The organism is Tenacibaculum sp. 190130A14a (genome assembly GCF_964048965.1).
Taxonomy (GTDB): domain Bacteria; phylum Bacteroidota; class Bacteroidia; order Flavobacteriales; family Flavobacteriaceae; genus Polaribacter; species Polaribacter polynesiense.
On sequence record NZ_OZ040189.1, the window covers coordinates 1,481,786 to 1,497,352 of the forward strand.

Sequence of the window (15,567 nt, forward strand, 5' to 3'; positions counted from 1 at the left end):
ATATTTTTATGGAAGAAAAATCACTTAAAAATATTTTTTGCATATTTGTAGTATTATGATTGTTTAAGTTTTTACTTCAGACTTGTCGTATATCACACGACCCCAATTCTTCCTTAAAACTTTTAAGGAACATTCTTTATATCAAAAAATTTAATGATGACAGAGAACAATCAAACAACCAAACAAAATATATTCTCTCTTTTTAAAGACGCCGTTTTCGGAAAACAACAAGATTTTACCACAGGAAGCATTAACAAAGCCATATTTATGTTGGCAATACCCATGATTCTTGAAATGATGATGGAATCGATATTTGCTCTAGTAGATATCATTTTTGTATCAAGAGTTAGTGTAAATGCGGTAGCAACGGTAGGACTTACAGAATCGGTATTGATTTTAGTATATGCAGTAGCCATAGGGTTGAGTATGGCAGCAACCGCTTTGGTGGCAAGAAGAACAGGAGAGAAGGACATTGAAGGAGCCAAACAAACTGTAGTTCAAGTACTATTCTTGGGAATAGTAATTTCTATAGCGGTAAGTTTTATTGGTATCCTATACCCGAAAGAAATTTTGGGACTAATGAAAGCTGAGCCAGATTTAATCGAAGAGGGATACAGATATACTCAAATATTGTTAGGAGGAAATATTACCGTAATGTTGCTTTTCTTAATCAATGCGGTTTTTAGAGGAGCAGGAAATGCTTCTATTGCCATGTGGACGCTGATTTTATCCAATGGATTGAATATTATTTTAGATCCGATTTTTATTTTTGGATGGGGTCCCATTCCTGCTTATGGAGTAGAAGGAGCAGCCATTGCAACCACAACAGGTAGAGGAGTAGCCGTAATAGCTCAATTGTTAGTCTTGTTTTTTGGAGTTGGAAAAATAAAACTAGCCCTAAAAGATTTAGTATTACGAGCAAATGTGATGATCAATTTAATAAAAACTTCTTTAGGAGGTATCGGACAGTTCATTATTGGTACCGTAAGTTGGTTATTTTTAATGCGAATAGTTGCAAATTTTGGTAGTGAAGTGTTGGCGGGATATACCATTGCCATTCGTATTATGATGTTTACTCTAATGCCAGCTTGGGGAATGAGTAATGCCGCTGCAACCTTAGTAGGACAAAATCTAGGAGCACAACAACCCGACAGAGCGGAAAAATCGGTATGGATTACCAGTAGGTTATGTGCCTATTTTATGGGAGCTGTATCGCTTATTTATATCTTTTTTGCGCCTACTTTTTTAAGTTGGTTTTCGGATAATTCTGCATTGGTAGAAAACGGATCATTATGTTTACAAATTATAGCAGCGGGTTATATTGCCTATGCATATGGAATGGTAATAACGCAATCTTTTAATGGGGCAGGGGATACGTTTACACCAACACTAATTAACTTTGTATGCTTCTGGTTATTTCAATTACCAATAGCCTATATCTCTGCTATTGTATTAGAATTTGGACCTCAAGGAGTCTTTTGGTCTATTACCCTAGCTGAGGTTTTGATTGCGGTAATGGGAGTATGGTTATTTAAAAAAGGAAAATGGAAATCTGTTAAGGTATAGGAAGAGTTTTATACCTTAGCTATTGTAAATAGTAAACCTTATTCAACCCCAAAAAAATGGTAAGCGCTTGGAATAATGAAATATTGGCAAATCCTATTGATAAAGAGCCAAAGGAAGTGTTTATGGCATATTGCAATGAAATCGGAGATTATTTTGAAGAAAGAGGCTTTAAATATTTTAAATCGAAACCTAGAATTGAAAAAAGAATTGGTGATATAATTATTAGTGTTAATTTCTGGTCTTTCACTATGAATAGAATGAATGATAGCGTATTGATGGAAATATTACCCTATGCTAAGTCTAAGAAGTTAAAAAAATGGATAAAGACCAATGGAGTTGGACGAAATGAGTTTCTTTTCGGGCCAATTATTAAATCGAATGTTGTGTCAATTTTAGGACATAGTCCAAAGGATTTTGAAACTCTAATGGAACGAATACATGAAGTGTTCATAAAACAATTAGAAAATTTTGTTTTAATTATCGAAAATCCAAAAAATATAATTGAATTAGAAGAGAATCATAAGGGGTTAATACTTGATAATTTCTTAGCGTATATTTGTATGGACTATCCTGATTTGGCGGAATTGGCATTTGAAAAATTTAAATTAAACATTGATAAAACTAAGGAGCAGGAATTTTTAAAATGGAGGGAAGCTAATAAAGCTGACTTTATTTAGTGGGGTAACCAAAGCGTTATAAAACCTGTTTTGCAATAAAATAAAAGAGATTAAACAATACATGAAACTAGATATATTAGCTTTTGGAGCACACCCTGATGATGTAGAATTAGGATGTGCCGCTACCATAGCAAAAGAAATTTCTTTAGGAAAGAAAGTTGGAATTGTAGATTTAACAAGAGGAGAATTAGGAACCCGTGGTTCTGCAGAGTTGAGAGACCAAGAAGCAGCAAAGGCTGCGGAAATCTTAGGAGTGAGTGTCCGAGAAAATTTAGGTTTTGCAGATGGCTTTTTTGTAAACGATAAAGAACATCAATTAGCTATTATAAAAATGATCCGTAAGTATCAACCAGACGTGGTATTATGTAATGCAATTGACGATAGACATATTGATCACCCAAAAGGAAGTCAGCTAGTATCTGATGCTTGTTTTTTAAGTGGATTGCTCAAGATTGAAACGGAGTTAGATGGGAAGCAACAAGAAAAGTGGCGACCGAAGCAAGTATATCATTATATTCAATGGAAAAACATTGAGCCTGACTTTGTAGTAGACGTTACTGGATTTATCGATAAAAAGGTAGCATCAGTAATGGCGTATTCATCGCAGTTCTTTGATCCTAAAAGTAATGAACCAGAAACACCTATTACAAGCAAAAATTTTACGGATAGTGTGGAGTACAGAGCAAGAGATTTAGGAAGGCTTATAGGAGTGGATTATGCAGAGGGCTTTACCTCAGAACGTTACGTTGCAGTAGAAAATTTAAGTAAATTAATTTAAGTTTTTATTTGGTGAGAATGTAAAAAAGACATATATTTGCACCCGCAATACAAATGGTGATTGTAGCTCAGTTGGTTAGAGCGCTGGATTGTGGTTCCAGAGGTCGCCGGTTCGAACCCGGTCTTTCACCCAAAGCCTTTTCTTTTTAGAAAAGGCTTTTTTTATTTTTAAACCTTTTCAATAGTAAAAATACACGCTTAACAATTTTTATAGAAAAGAGTGTCATATCAAATTCAAATTATAGAAAACTGTTTCAAATTATTAAATAGGAATAAGGCGTTTTTTTGATATGCTTAAAAGTTGTTTAATTGTTAGATTTACCTTTTTATAAATTATAAACAGCTCATATTTTTATACAATTCATATGATTCAATTAAAACCGCTTTTAAAAGAACATGTAGTACCCTTTTATACTTGGATTAACGATGATGAGGTCATCAAATATTCCTTACCATTATTTTTAAAAATTGAAACCAAAGAAGAGATAGATACTTGGTATGCTGAACTATTGAAGGATACCGAATTACTCAATCTAGGGATTTTCCTTGAAGAAACGGATCAATTAATTGGATATGCAGGAATCTGTAATATTTCGAAGCTTAATAAGTCAGGAGAGTACTATATATTCATTGGAGAAAAGAGTTTTTGGAGCAAAGGAATCGCGAAAGTAGTGACCAAAGAAATAGTACATATTGGTTTTAATGAATATGATTTAAACAGAATATTTTTAACGGTTTCAGAACCCAATATTGGAGGAGTGAAGGCATATGAAAAAGTTGGTTTTACATATGAAGGAAATCTACGAGAAGCTTGTTTTAGAGACAATGCATTTCACGATAAAATTATAATGTCGGTTTTAAAATCAGAATGGAAATAAAAAGTAAAGAGCACCTTAATTAAGGTGTTTTTTGTTTTAAAAGAAGCCACACCAAAAAAGTGTGGCTTTGCTTAAAAAACTAGTTGAGTATTAATTATAGCAATAAATTGCTTCGACAATATATGAAATAAATTATGATTTGATATAAAAAGAAAACCCACTCAAAAATTGAGTGGGAAAATTGCTATGAAAAAGAGCTTAAGACGTCTCTTAAGCACTGCGAATGTAAGTATAATAAAATGACTTACACTATAAAATCGAATAAATAGTTAAAAACCTGTAGAAAAGAATGAATACAATGTGTTTTTGTACTAGCAAATGAATATTTTACTGCTCCTTTTGCCATTTGTTCACAGGATTTGGATGGGGTTTTAAAGAAAAGAATAGAACTTTTTATAAAAAAAGCTCTCATAAATGAGAGCAGGCACTATTATTAGAATTTAATTTTAAGACGGGCATGGCTCAATATAAACTTGACAAACATCTATGTGCTGATCTATACATGCAAAGTATTTTAGGCACCAATATTTACCTCCATTAATAGATTGTTGATCTGATTTGTTCAAGGTTGTACCTAAGTTTGAAATTTTTTGTAACATGATTATAAATTTTAAGATTACTTAAATCTAGAAAGTTTTGCCTAAGAATTATATTAATTGAGATAGAGCACATAAATAGAGGAGTTTATAACAATATTAATAAGATTACTAGAAATCTTTAGTTAAGTCAATCTGAACAGTATTTATTCTTTTAAATAATAATTTTGCTAATTTAGCTAGAAAGATAATGACATATAAGTACGTCGATTTCTGTATCCATCTGGATGGATAACGACGTATTTTATACGTATATAAACAAGTTGTAAGCCATTATGAAAAACCGAAAAATCAAAATATTAGGATATGGACTTTATCTATTGATAAGTATCGGTTTATTGATTTTACTTTTTATGATGCGAGACCAGTTTAATTGGATAGCAGGCGGATTAAGAGAATTATTCACATACTTGCTCATTGGACTGACAATCATTTTTTCAATAATAGCAATTACCAAGTACTTAAAATCAAGAAACAGAAAAACAGTCTTTTTTGGTCTGGTTGGAATAATTCCTTGCTTTTTGGCGATTCCATTTTTTGAAGCACCTGTCTTTATCGAAAAGAACAGTCTGAGCGAAAAGGTAGAAACAATTGAATTGACCTATATCGCCTGGGCTTGTGACTGTGCGAATTGGGCGACTAAAGAAGATTTGAAAAAATATTCTGAAAATATTGGGGATTCGTTAGCCTATCAAAGCATATTCATCGAACCATCGGATGAATCAATTAAATTGCCTGACACACTTGGGTATAGCAATGACATAATAAAATTCACTGGACAGTTTTATCAGAATAGAGGTTTTCCGAAAGACTATCAATCATTTGAAAACCCTGATAAAGCACGAATTTTTAGGTATACTGATTATGAAGTTGTAAAGAGTAATTATGGAGAATATCAAAAGTCATTGAGTGAAAATGAATAAACGGCTTACAACACGGTATATAACAAATAGGGCGTTCACTGATTTAGGGAAGTTCAGTGCTATTTACAAACACCGCCAAATCGTTGATTTGGCTTTTAAAATGAATAAAATAAAAACAAAATACAACGATTTGGCTCAGTACAAACTTGAAAGTTCAGTGCTTTCTACTGCCCTACTTGCCATATACTAAACGTTATGCTCAATTAAATGCAGAGACCAATAAAAAACATATGGATTGAGAGTGAAGACAAAGGAGCAATTATTGGCGGAACTGAAGAAGTAAATGATAATTCTGATGTGATTGTAACTTTTGATGATAAAAGTAGATATGTTGCTACATTCTTCACCTATGATAATATCGAACATTTAAGACAAAAGAATAAACAAACAGGCGAATGTCTAAATGGTAGATTTTTCTGGGCTTCTGATATGATAATTATTGAAAGAATTAACAGAAAAGAAATAGAAGAAATTATTCAACACCTAATCAAGGAAGAAGAATTTAACTCTGTTTTTAACCAAATTATAGAAGAATAAATGGCAGTTGATATAATATTAACAGTTAACGGAAAAGAACCCGAGTACAACGAAGAAACATCTATTAGATTTGATGATGAAGACTCTAATGGAGATTATTGGTTTCTCCTTCCCTTCTTTGAGACTTTGAGAACAAAAACGAGTGAAATGATTGATTTATATGATGACTGTGTCTTTGAAAACGGAAATCTAGATAAATTAAAGACCGAACTGATTATTAAAATCAATGAACTCAGAGCTGAATCAAAAAATAAATGGGATGTTCATACGGGTACGCAAGTACACCCTCTAAAAAAAGAAATCTATAAACCTGTAGTTAAAAAAGATTTAATAGAAAAAATGGAGAAATGGTTAATGATTACAGACTTAGCCATTGAAAAAAACGAAAAATTGGTTGGAATAGGAGATTAAAAATCAACCAACTCTTTTAGCGAAACTTCTAAAGCCTTAGCAATTTCCAAAAGTGAATAAATAGTCGGATTGACTTTTCCGTTCTCCAACTTTTCAAGTGCTTGTCTGTCTTTATTGCAAGCTCTAGCCAAATCGGACTGACTCCAGCCTTTTTGACTTCTTAACTCAACAATACGCTGACCGACTTTCTTTTTAAGTTGTTCTTTATTCACAGAACAAATGTCAATTAATTATACGACAATTTTGTCATATAAAAGTTTGACAACTCAATTTAAACTCTTATGTTTGTCATATAAATAGTTGACAATTGAGTAATTTCAGGATTTTAAAAATATACAGTAAGTTCCGTTATCGAAGATGGGGGAGCAATTATACTGTACCTGAAATTAGGCTCGAAGGACAATGGCTTGAACAACTTGGATTTAAAAAAGGAGATACTGTAAAAATTGACCAGAAAAAAAACAAACTGATAATAACAGTGAGAAAAGAAAAAGAGCATAACAAGGTATAAAGCAAATAGGGCGTTTGTGGTTACCGAAAGTTTTGTATTTTTAAGCAATCACGCCAAAACAAAGTTTTGACGTTTAAGAAAATATAAATGTAAAAACGTTTGTTTTGGCTTAGTGCAAACTCAAAAGGTTATTTCCTTTTACTGCCCTACTTGCCTTATACAAACCGTTAGCAATTATTAGATGAAAATAATCGAGTTAAAGAATTTTATAAAAACGGGGGATTTTGATAAAATCAAAGTTGGGACATCTACAAAACAGGATGTGATTGACCTAATGGGGAATGATTTTGACTTCGGAGATTTTGGTGAAACTCAAATTATAAAATTTGGATGGTATGAATTCTTTTACTGGACTGAATCTGAAATAGTATTTGCAATACAAAATGACCATTTACAATTTGATTGTTCAAATCATAATGAAATGATTGAATATCAAAATGAGAATATAAAGATTGATAATTGGTTTTTACAGACGAATAAGAACATCAAATTTTCTGAGGTTATTCAAATTTTAAAAAGTGAGAAAATCCAATATGAATTAGATAAACAAAATTTTGATGGAGCCCTAGAATATTTGAAACTCCAGAATGGATTAACTATGGATTTTGATAATGAATTAACAACTTGGATTTATAATGAATCTGCGGATGAATGGGATATGAAAAACGAACTAATTAAAAACCAACAGGACTATATTCTTAACGGGATTAGGCTCTTTAAATATTAAAACAATTGCTAACAAAACCTAAACTGCATTAAAACGCAGCTTAGCCAAAACGTTGCGGTGCATTTAAGAAAATGAGTGAATTAATAGAAAAATCGTCGGAAAAAGTAAAAGACCAAATGGAATTTTGGTTTTTTGGATTTTTCGGCAAAGAGAAATCTGATTTCAATGGAACTGAATTATTTACTCTTTTCGATTTAATTCCTGAATCGGAACAAAGTGTGTATAGGAAGAAAATGGAATTGAAAAAAAATGAAATTCCTGTATTGATTTTAAAAATATCTGAATCTGAATTTATTATAAACTCAACTCATAGATTTGTTCTTTTGGACAGTTCAAAATCTGAATTCATTGAATACTCTGAATTTGAACGGCACAACGGATTTATAGCTTTTGTGACTAACAGAGAAGATGGAATAAGTGTTAAACAAAATGGACATTTCGCTGATTTTAGAATTCGAAAGAAAAACGAAGAAATAATAACGCGAAAAATACCGACAGGCGAACCTGGTTTTGCTTTTTGGAATGTGACTAAAAAATGTGAGTTAATTGGTCGAAAATATAAAATAACTGAATAAAAACGACACCACAACACCGTGTATAATTCATTGCTAGTTCTAGACTACTTTCCAAAGTTCTTGTAGCCCATGCTACCTTTGATTTATTTGTTAACTTTAGTGCTTAAAACACACTACTAATTTTATATAAACATGTTGGGTGTAATTAAACGAAATGGGATTTAAAGTACCGAAAGACACTCCTCCAATGGAGCGAGAATTAATATATCTACTTGTAGACCTTTGCGTCAAATGGGGATTTTGTATTCCTTCTGATAGTTTCGAGAAAATTTCAAAAATGGACTATTACAAGGACAAGGATTTTGCAATGGATGTGGTTGAAGCTGAAGGATTAGATGGTTATTCAAGTTGGGTAAATAAGATTTCAGAAAGATTTAGAGAAAGGTTTGGTACAAACGAAATTGACTCTTTAACATTTGTTGACAGAGTAAGAGGTGTAAAGGAAAATTGGTAAAATATCAGGAATGAAAAAATTAGATGTGCAGCACTTTTTAGGAATATACCGAATAAGAATGCGAATGCAAGAAGATGGAATTACTAATCCTACTGATGCAGTAAAACAATTCACGAAAGATTTTGTGACTAAATTATCTAAAATGGCGTTAGATGAAGAAGTAAAAATAGAAGGAAAATCATTCATTGATTCTAACGGTAAAATAATTGCGACTTTACCGTTTGAAAAAAACGAATAAACATACACTTAATAATACCTAAACTACATTAAAACACAGCTTAGCCAAACCGTTAGCAAAAACATATCATCTTACCACAAAGTACCTTAATTAAGGTGTTTTTTTATGTCGAAAATTTAAAAGTAATATTAAAATAAGTGTAGTTATTTTCTCCTTTTTTTAGCTAAGTAAATTGCGAGGTAACAAAGGGATATAGCAATAAAACTAAATACAAAAACGGGTGGCTTATTAGCCAAAATAATTATCAAATTCATGGATCAAAAGTAAGTAAACAAAAATAACTGTAGGTATTATTTAATTAGTTTATCACCTAAACTGTATGAAATATAAATGATTATAAAGAGAGGTAAATAAAAAAGTAAGCTAGTGAAAAGCAATGCAAACGTACTAGTATCTTTTAACAACTCGTTAAATAATGGAATAATCTTATCTGATTTTAGCAAAACTTTGAATAAGAAATATCCAGATAGTAGAAAAGCCAAGATTAATAATAAATAGCCTGCAATTTTTTTTATCATACATCAAAAATAGCAAAATCGAAATAAACAAAACTGTAGTTAGTTGGAACTACTAAAAAATCCGATAAGTTCATTGACATAATTGTGGTAAGCAAACTTTAATATGTAATTTAGTATTCACAAATAAATTTCCTAATGAACTACAAAAAGGAAGAAGAATTAATATTAGACAAGTTTAAACTTCATTATGAGTCTTTTCCGGAAGGAAAAATATTACCTATAGAAAAACCAGATTTTATAATCCAAGGTAAAAATAGAAAAATTGGAATTGAACTAACTGAAGTGTTCTTAGATTCTAATGATAATAATATGATGTCTAGACTTGAACGAAAATATTCAGATAGACGCATTTTCACAAGTGTTTTAATCAATAAACTTCAATGCCTTGTCAATTTTAAGTTTTGTATCTCAGTGTTCTTTAATGATTATAAACCTATTAGAAAACTTAAGAGAGAGAATATATCGAATATAATTGTCGATTTAGTAAAGGATAGTTTTAAGATTCTAGATGATAAGCAAGAATTAATATATGATGACCTTTTTAATTTACCTGAAGAAATTTATGCTGTTGAAATCCTTAGATATGATGGTCTTAGTGAGTCTTTTGATAGAATCGATGCAGGAGAAATATTTTTTGATCTAACAGAAACTCATATTAATACTATATTATTAAAGAAAGAAGAATCATTAATAAACTATCAGAATTGTGATGAACAATGGTTGTTAATTCATGAAGGGAAGGGGTTATCTGGGACTTTCAAAAATATTAATATTTCAAAACCGATTGAAAGTACCTTTGATAAAGTCGTTTTATTTAGAATTAACTCTTGTGAAATAATTGAGTTAAAATAAAATTAGAAGCTTTAACTAATTAACTTACCACATACACCTTTTATGGGTGTTTTTTTTATGTCAAAATTTTAGTAAACAAATATTAATATAAGTGTAGGTTCTCCGATACCTTAAAAACGGAAAAACGTTCTTTGACATTATTGTGATAAGAAATATTTTTCGGATAAACATAACTGTTTTGTTGGGTTATCCAGAAAAATATACCGGATAACATTTATATTTGTTTGAATATAACTAGTTGTGCGTAAGCCAAAAATCATAACGTTAAAATCAACCAATAGATAAAATGAAATTTAAATATTTATACTATTTTTTATGCATTTTATTGTTAAATTCTTGTAATAAAAAAAACAATGGAAATATTTCTTGTAGATTGTTTGATACTGAAAATTTAAACCAAGAAATAAAGTCTGTATATGATTTGAAAAATCAAGGTTTTAATCCAATTAAAGGGAATATTTCATTACTTGAAAAGAAAAATAGAGATACAATAGTTCATCTACAAATAGATCATAAGTTTAACGATTTGAGATGTAAAATATGGTTAATAAAATTGAATTCAATTAAAATAGAAGAAATAAGTACTTTTTTATTAAAATATAATCTACATATGACATCTAGCAGGTGTTATGATTATGATAAAAAAAGTACTTGTCAATTTTCAGTTTTTAACCCTAAAAATAACAAGGTATATATTTGTGAAGCCTACCATATTGATAAAACTCCTACATTGAAAGTTATTTACTTTGTTCCTAGATAAAGTGAAAATTATTAAAACGTTAGTAAAACATATCATCTTATCACAAAGCACCTTAATTAAGGTGTTTTTTTATGTCGAAAATTTAAAAGTAATATTAAAATAAGTGTAATAAAAGAAATATGAAAACAGCAATAGCAGAAACACATTTAGAGATCTGGGTCGACTGCCCACACTGTGATAATTACCAAAATATTTTGAAAAAGTAAGAGAATGTTTAGGTGATGATTTAAGAGCTGAAAACATAGAAGAATTGATAACCTGTGATAATGATGATTGTGGGGAACAATTCAAGGTAACTGAAATCGAGTATTAAAATAAGTGTAGATAATCGGAACTACTAAAACATCCGATAAGTTCATTGACATAATTGTAGTAAATAATAATTTTTCTAAATTAGCATGGAAGATAAAGACATTTAAATATGACGATTTCTGTACCAAATTTGGAGTATAACGACGTATTTTATGCGTATATAAACAAGTTGTACAACATTTGACCAAAATGAAAGTTGAGTTTAAAGAATTAAGAAAAGTGTATAAGGAAATTAAAGACTTCCTTGAAAATGCTTCTGGAGAAAATGTAAAAGGACTGAATACGAAAATTTGCGAAGATTTAGGGCTTTGGGGAGATGACAATTATTTTCTATTAGAGGAATTTGTGACAAAGAATAATCTGAATTTTGACAAGTTTGACTACAGCGAGCATTTTGAAAGTGAAGGAGAATTATTTAATGGCAGTAATGCTTTAATCGGACTTTTAACTTTACCATTTCTTATTGTCGCTCGAATTATAAAATGGATTTTCCCAAAGATTAAAACACCTTTTGACAATTCTTTTCTTCCTATGAAAAACGAAAGAATTGATTTGACATTTGGAGACTTAATAGTTTGTAAGTTAAAAGGAGAATTTTGCTTACGAAAAAACACACTAATCGAAATATAACATTGGACGAAAGAGCATTTAAGACATTAATAGAATATTTAGAAAAAATACCTTCAATGACAAAACCTATTTCATCTGGTTCTGATGATGAAGGATTTTGGTGGATAAAATTTCAACTTGACATAACGAATGAATTAGCTTGGAATGTAGTTCAAGAATTAGGTTGTGTTGTCAATTACCTTTCGATTAATGAAAGATTACCAACAGTTTTTTACCCAGTCTCACCTGCACCTTATATGAATGGTGGACCAGAAGACTTTTTGTCTTGGGTAATTGAAACAAGGGATAAAGAATTTAAACCAGGAACATTAATGAAATGGTTGGATGGTAGATTACCAAATCCAGTAGATGACTTGGAACAATGGGAAATGGAATAAAAAACGTTGTACAACAATGGCTATAAGTAATTGCTTGTTCTCGCCTACTTCTGAAAATCCTCGCGGATTTTCAGTTTGGTGTGTATTTGCAAAGTTAAGTGCTAACCCACGCAACTACTCATAGCCGAGACCGTTGGCAATAATTAACGAATGAATTTTTTAGAATCAAAATATTTTGAAAAACAACAACTTACAAAACCTGATAAATACAATAACCAATATTTAGATGGTAGATTTGAATTTATTAAATTAGGTTTAACATTGGACATTCAATTTCAAGTATTAAATGAAGATATTGATACAGAAATATCGATGTCCATATTTGATGAATTGTTTGATAAGTTTCATAAGAAGTTTGATGATTTTTACTTTGAAAAACTAATTCATCAAACAACGAATAAATTAATTTCTTACATCAAAAAAGATAAAAGAAAAAACGAAATTGAACGATTAAGAAATAGAATGAAACTTGACTATATTACATTTTCATTCGAGAGATATTTAGATTTTCACACCGATGATAATGTGCCACCATATTCTGAAAGAATAGAAATTATCATGAGATTTTTAGACAGAGACTTTTTAAACTCTCATGAAATTATTGTAGAAATTGACCCAAATATTGATTTTGTTTTTAAAGACGCTTTCTTTGAACACATATAAAAAACTATTACCAACATGGTATAAACTTAATAAGGACTAAAAACCTAATATAAAGTTTGTTTTTACTTGCAAAAGTAGTTTCTAAACTGAAACTCATAGCATACAAATCCCTTACTAAGTTTATACAATACCGTTAAATATTATTTACTACAAACACCTTAGTTAAGGTGTTTTTTTATGTCCAAAATTTTAGAAACAAATATTAAAATAATTGTAGTTAATTGTAACTATTAAAATATCCGAGGAGTTTATTGATATGGTTGTAGTAAATTATTATTTTTTTAATTTAGCTGGAAAGATAATGTCATATAAATACATCAATTTCTGTACTAAATAAGGTGGGGTGACATATTTTATGGATATATAAACAAGTTGGCATTCATTTAAGAAAAAAATAAAACAAATTACAATGGGAAAAATGATAAAATATTTATTCTTAGTAGCAGGAATAATAAATGTGGGATACTTTATCGGAACATTTTTTGGTGGTCAAAGTCCTCTATTTAATAATATGAATATTTGGATTCAAAGATTACTTTTAGCAATATTAGCCGCTGGATTTTTTAGTTTATATTCAAAGAAGAATAAAACTAAATAATTTTAGAAGAGTGCCTATTCAGATTTTGAAAAATTTATAGAATCTAAAAACGAAGTTTAGCAAAAACATTAATATTATTTGCTGTAAACACCTTAGTTAAGGTGTTTTTTTATGTTTAGAATTTAAGAAAGAAATATTAAAAATAAGTGTAGTTATTTCTTAGAATTTTTAAAGCCTAAGTAGAATAATGAAAGAATTACTAAGAAAAAAAACACCAAGCCTAGTATATAACCAATATCATTATTGTGGTCAGGAAAAACTCTAACAAAAACTGAGAGTAAGTATAAACCAAGAATAATGGAAATGAATTTTAAAATTTTCTTAATCATTTAACAAAAATAGTAAATCAAAATAAAGCAAAATCGTAGTTATCCTTCAATAATCTTAATTACTAAAATTATGAAACCGAAGAAGATTAGACTTACTCCAAGTAACAAAAAGAAGCCTGAAAAGGGCAAGTAGTTCATCCATGCAAGAGCGTTAAATACGTAACCTAAAAGTATTAGAATAAGCCATAAGAGTTCTTTAGCAATTTTTTTGATCATTTAACAAAAATAGTAAAACCAAAATAAGTGAAACAGTAGTTATAATGAAAACAAATAGCAAAAGAAAAGCGAACCGAAGTTCGCTTGAAATATTAAGTTTAATACAAAGGATTTATTTACCTACCTCATTAGGATCAACTAAGTCTTTACAAAGACCCGTTGAACCTCTATACCAAATAACTCTATTTTTTCCGCAAATACCATTTTCATTATTAATTTGAATTAATTCAATTGTTTCACATAAAGTATATCTGCTATAAATAATTGAAGATGTTTCTTCACATAATGAAGCATTTACATTTTCAACATTTTTTTTAAAAGAAGATAAAGTAATGAAGCCAGTTATTAAAACAAGACTTGTTAAAAGTAATTTTTTCATAGAATATGATTTTAAATGAGGTACTAATATAAAAAAACTGTAGTTAAAGTTTGGATGATATGGCTGATAAAATTAGATACGAAAGAATAATTGTTCCAAAAAAGATGAAATCATTAAAGCCAGGAAAAATTTCAGTTACTAATTGACCAATTATTAAGGAGAATAATAATCGCCAATACCATTTCTTTAATATACGCATAAGGCAAAAGTAAAAAATTAAAAATAACCGTAGGTTCTCTGATTTCTTATAAACGGAAACGTTCATTAACATAATTGTGGTAAGAAATATTTTTCGGATAAACATAACTGTTTTGTTGGGTTATTTGGAAATATATATCGGATAACATTTATATTTGTTTGAATATAACTAGTTGCCCACAATTTGAAAAAGACTGTACTTAAAATATTAATTCTTACTTTAATTTTGTTTTGTTGTAGACAAAACAACAAATCGGAATCAATAGCTGGTGAGTTAACTAAAATTGAAATTACTGATGAATTCAAACTTGAATTTCTTACTCAAATCTTATTGGACAGTTCAAAATCTAGACTTTTATTTGATAAAAGGGAATTGATTTCAAATTTGCCTGCAATGGTTCCACCAAAATTACCAATTGACCCAAATAGTTCCAGTAGAACAATCTCGCATTCTGAGTTTATATCTGATACTCTTAAAATTAATGATATTGACTTTGTCAGAAAACAATTTAGAGAAAATAAAGATTTTGATATTTCAACAATAGGAAAAAATGGTTTTAAAGTCATTGATGTAGAAAAATATAGAGAAAATGAAGTTCAATGGGATTCAATTAATAAGATTGCCGATAAATACTATGAAGAAAATAAAATGATTGATTTCTATTCATTTCTTCATATAACAAAACCAATATTTAATAAAGAATTAAATTTAGCATATGTGCGAATTAGCCTTGGATTTGGTGGAATGACTAGAATCTATGAAAAGCAAAATGGAATTTGGCAAATGAAATATGAATTTGATAATTGGATTGAATAAAAAATTGAGGGCAACGAGATGTATAATTAATTTCGACTGAATTTCCTC

Annotated in this window: 22 protein-coding genes and 1 tRNA gene; 20 read left to right on the forward strand and 3 right to left on the reverse strand. The window is 29.6% G+C overall.

Going from position 1 to position 15,567, the window contains the following annotated elements:
* The first annotated feature begins 156 nt into the window (after positions 1 to 156).
* The 5 genes from ABNT22_RS07260 to ABNT22_RS07280 all read left to right on the forward strand — a co-directional run bounded on the left by ABNT22_RS07260 (position 157) and on the right by ABNT22_RS07280 (position 3,898).
* The gene (locus tag ABNT22_RS07260) at positions 157 to 1,566 is read left to right on the forward strand and encodes an MATE family efflux transporter (RefSeq protein WP_348715395.1); all 1,410 of its coding nucleotides are present in this window, start codon (positions 157 to 159) and stop codon (positions 1,564 to 1,566) included.
* A 56-nt stretch (positions 1,567 to 1,622) separates the two neighbouring features.
* On the forward strand, positions 1,623 to 2,243 hold the full coding sequence (locus ABNT22_RS07265; protein ID WP_348715292.1) for a hypothetical protein: 621 nt from the start codon (positions 1,623 to 1,625) through the stop codon (positions 2,241 to 2,243).
* 61 nt (positions 2,244 to 2,304) lie between these two features.
* On the forward strand, positions 2,305 to 3,021 hold the full coding sequence (gene bshB1 / locus ABNT22_RS07270) for a bacillithiol biosynthesis deacetylase BshB1 (protein ID WP_348715293.1): 717 nt from the start codon (positions 2,305 to 2,307) through the stop codon (positions 3,019 to 3,021).
* Positions 3,022 to 3,076: 55 nt separating this feature from the next.
* A tRNA-His gene (locus tag ABNT22_RS07275) sits at positions 3,077 to 3,152 on the forward strand.
* A gap of 233 nt (positions 3,153 to 3,385) precedes the next feature.
* Positions 3,386 to 3,898 (forward strand): GNAT family protein, encoded by a 513-nt coding sequence (locus ABNT22_RS07280; RefSeq protein ID WP_348715294.1) that lies wholly within the window; start codon positions 3,386 to 3,388, stop codon positions 3,896 to 3,898.
* Between the two features lie 446 nt (positions 3,899 to 4,344).
* Here the strand turns inward: ABNT22_RS07280 and ABNT22_RS07285 are convergent, their stop codons facing one another.
* A complete protein-coding gene (locus ABNT22_RS07285) occupies positions 4,345 to 4,497 on the reverse strand; it encodes a hypothetical protein (RefSeq protein ID WP_348715295.1) in 153 nt (50 codons plus the stop codon).
* A gap of 272 nt (positions 4,498 to 4,769) precedes the next feature.
* On the opposite strand from ABNT22_RS07285, the gene ABNT22_RS07290 reads away from it, so the two are divergent.
* From ABNT22_RS07290 to ABNT22_RS07300, 3 genes are all read left to right on the forward strand, one after another.
* Positions 4,770 to 5,417 (forward strand): hypothetical protein, encoded by a 648-nt coding sequence (locus ABNT22_RS07290; RefSeq protein WP_348715296.1) that lies wholly within the window; start codon positions 4,770 to 4,772, stop codon positions 5,415 to 5,417.
* A gap of 207 nt (positions 5,418 to 5,624) precedes the next feature.
* Positions 5,625 to 5,954 carry a hypothetical protein gene (locus ABNT22_RS07295; RefSeq protein ID WP_348715297.1) on the forward strand — a complete coding sequence of 110 codons (330 nt, stop codon included), beginning with the start codon at positions 5,625 to 5,627 and terminating at the stop codon, positions 5,952 to 5,954.
* Positions 5,955 to 6,365, forward strand: coding sequence for a hypothetical protein (locus tag ABNT22_RS07300; protein WP_348715298.1), 411 nt, complete (start codon positions 5,955 to 5,957; stop codon positions 6,363 to 6,365).
* Here the strand turns inward: ABNT22_RS07300 and ABNT22_RS07305 are convergent.
* On the reverse strand, positions 6,362 to 6,577 hold the full coding sequence (locus tag ABNT22_RS07305) for a helix-turn-helix domain-containing protein (protein ID WP_072352021.1): 216 nt from the start codon (positions 6,575 to 6,577) through the stop codon (positions 6,362 to 6,364). The genes ABNT22_RS07300 and ABNT22_RS07305 overlap by 4 nt on opposite strands.
* A gap of 95 nt (positions 6,578 to 6,672) precedes the next feature.
* Between ABNT22_RS07305 and ABNT22_RS07310 the strand changes: the two genes are divergently transcribed.
* The 11 genes from ABNT22_RS07310 (at position 6,673) to ABNT22_RS07360 (ending at position 13,580) form a co-directional block, all read left to right on the forward strand.
* Positions 6,673 to 6,876, forward strand: a complete 204-nt coding sequence (locus tag ABNT22_RS07310; RefSeq protein ID WP_348715299.1) for a SymE family type I addiction module toxin — start codon at positions 6,673 to 6,675, stop codon at positions 6,874 to 6,876.
* Positions 6,877 to 7,057: 181 nt separating this feature from the next.
* Entirely contained in the window at positions 7,058 to 7,603 is a 546-nt protein-coding gene (locus ABNT22_RS07315; protein WP_348715300.1) for a hypothetical protein, read from the forward strand.
* A 71-nt stretch (positions 7,604 to 7,674) separates the two neighbouring features.
* The gene (locus ABNT22_RS07320) at positions 7,675 to 8,178 is read left to right on the forward strand and encodes a hypothetical protein (RefSeq protein WP_348715301.1); all 504 of its coding nucleotides are present in this window, start codon (positions 7,675 to 7,677) and stop codon (positions 8,176 to 8,178) included.
* Positions 8,179 to 8,332: 154 nt separating this feature from the next.
* The gene (locus ABNT22_RS07325; RefSeq protein ID WP_348715302.1) at positions 8,333 to 8,632 is read left to right on the forward strand and encodes a hypothetical protein; all 300 of its coding nucleotides are present in this window, start codon (positions 8,333 to 8,335) and stop codon (positions 8,630 to 8,632) included.
* A 10-nt stretch (positions 8,633 to 8,642) separates the two neighbouring features.
* The gene (locus ABNT22_RS07330; protein ID WP_348715303.1) at positions 8,643 to 8,870 is read left to right on the forward strand and encodes a hypothetical protein; all 228 of its coding nucleotides are present in this window, start codon (positions 8,643 to 8,645) and stop codon (positions 8,868 to 8,870) included.
* A 653-nt stretch (positions 8,871 to 9,523) separates the two neighbouring features.
* Positions 9,524 to 10,240, forward strand: a complete 717-nt coding sequence (locus ABNT22_RS07335) for a hypothetical protein (protein WP_348715304.1) — start codon at positions 9,524 to 9,526, stop codon at positions 10,238 to 10,240.
* A gap of 286 nt (positions 10,241 to 10,526) precedes the next feature.
* Positions 10,527 to 11,000, forward strand: coding sequence for a hypothetical protein (locus ABNT22_RS07340; protein ID WP_348715305.1), 474 nt, complete (start codon positions 10,527 to 10,529; stop codon positions 10,998 to 11,000).
* A gap of 501 nt (positions 11,001 to 11,501) precedes the next feature.
* Positions 11,502 to 11,942 (forward strand): hypothetical protein, encoded by a 441-nt coding sequence (locus ABNT22_RS07345; RefSeq protein WP_348715306.1) that lies wholly within the window; start codon positions 11,502 to 11,504, stop codon positions 11,940 to 11,942.
* Between the two features lie 56 nt (positions 11,943 to 11,998).
* Positions 11,999 to 12,319 carry a hypothetical protein gene (locus tag ABNT22_RS07350; protein WP_348715307.1) on the forward strand — a complete coding sequence of 107 codons (321 nt, stop codon included), beginning with the start codon at positions 11,999 to 12,001 and terminating at the stop codon, positions 12,317 to 12,319.
* 150 nt (positions 12,320 to 12,469) lie between these two features.
* Positions 12,470 to 12,982 (forward strand): hypothetical protein, encoded by a 513-nt coding sequence (locus ABNT22_RS07355; RefSeq protein WP_348715308.1) that lies wholly within the window; start codon positions 12,470 to 12,472, stop codon positions 12,980 to 12,982.
* Positions 12,983 to 13,391: 409 nt separating this feature from the next.
* Positions 13,392 to 13,580 carry a hypothetical protein gene (locus tag ABNT22_RS07360; RefSeq protein WP_348715309.1) on the forward strand — a complete coding sequence of 63 codons (189 nt, stop codon included), beginning with the start codon at positions 13,392 to 13,394 and terminating at the stop codon, positions 13,578 to 13,580.
* A gap of 657 nt (positions 13,581 to 14,237) precedes the next feature.
* Here the strand turns inward: ABNT22_RS07360 and ABNT22_RS07365 are convergent.
* Positions 14,238 to 14,504: a hypothetical protein gene (locus ABNT22_RS07365; protein WP_348715310.1), complete on the reverse strand. Its 267-nt coding sequence runs from the start codon at positions 14,502 to 14,504 to the stop codon at positions 14,238 to 14,240.
* A 382-nt stretch (positions 14,505 to 14,886) separates the two neighbouring features.
* Here ABNT22_RS07365 and ABNT22_RS07370 point away from each other — a divergent pair, with 382 nt between their 5' ends.
* Positions 14,887 to 15,519, forward strand: coding sequence for a hypothetical protein (locus tag ABNT22_RS07370; protein ID WP_348715311.1), 633 nt, complete (start codon positions 14,887 to 14,889; stop codon positions 15,517 to 15,519).
* The last annotated feature ends 48 nt before the right edge of the window (positions 15,520 to 15,567 follow it).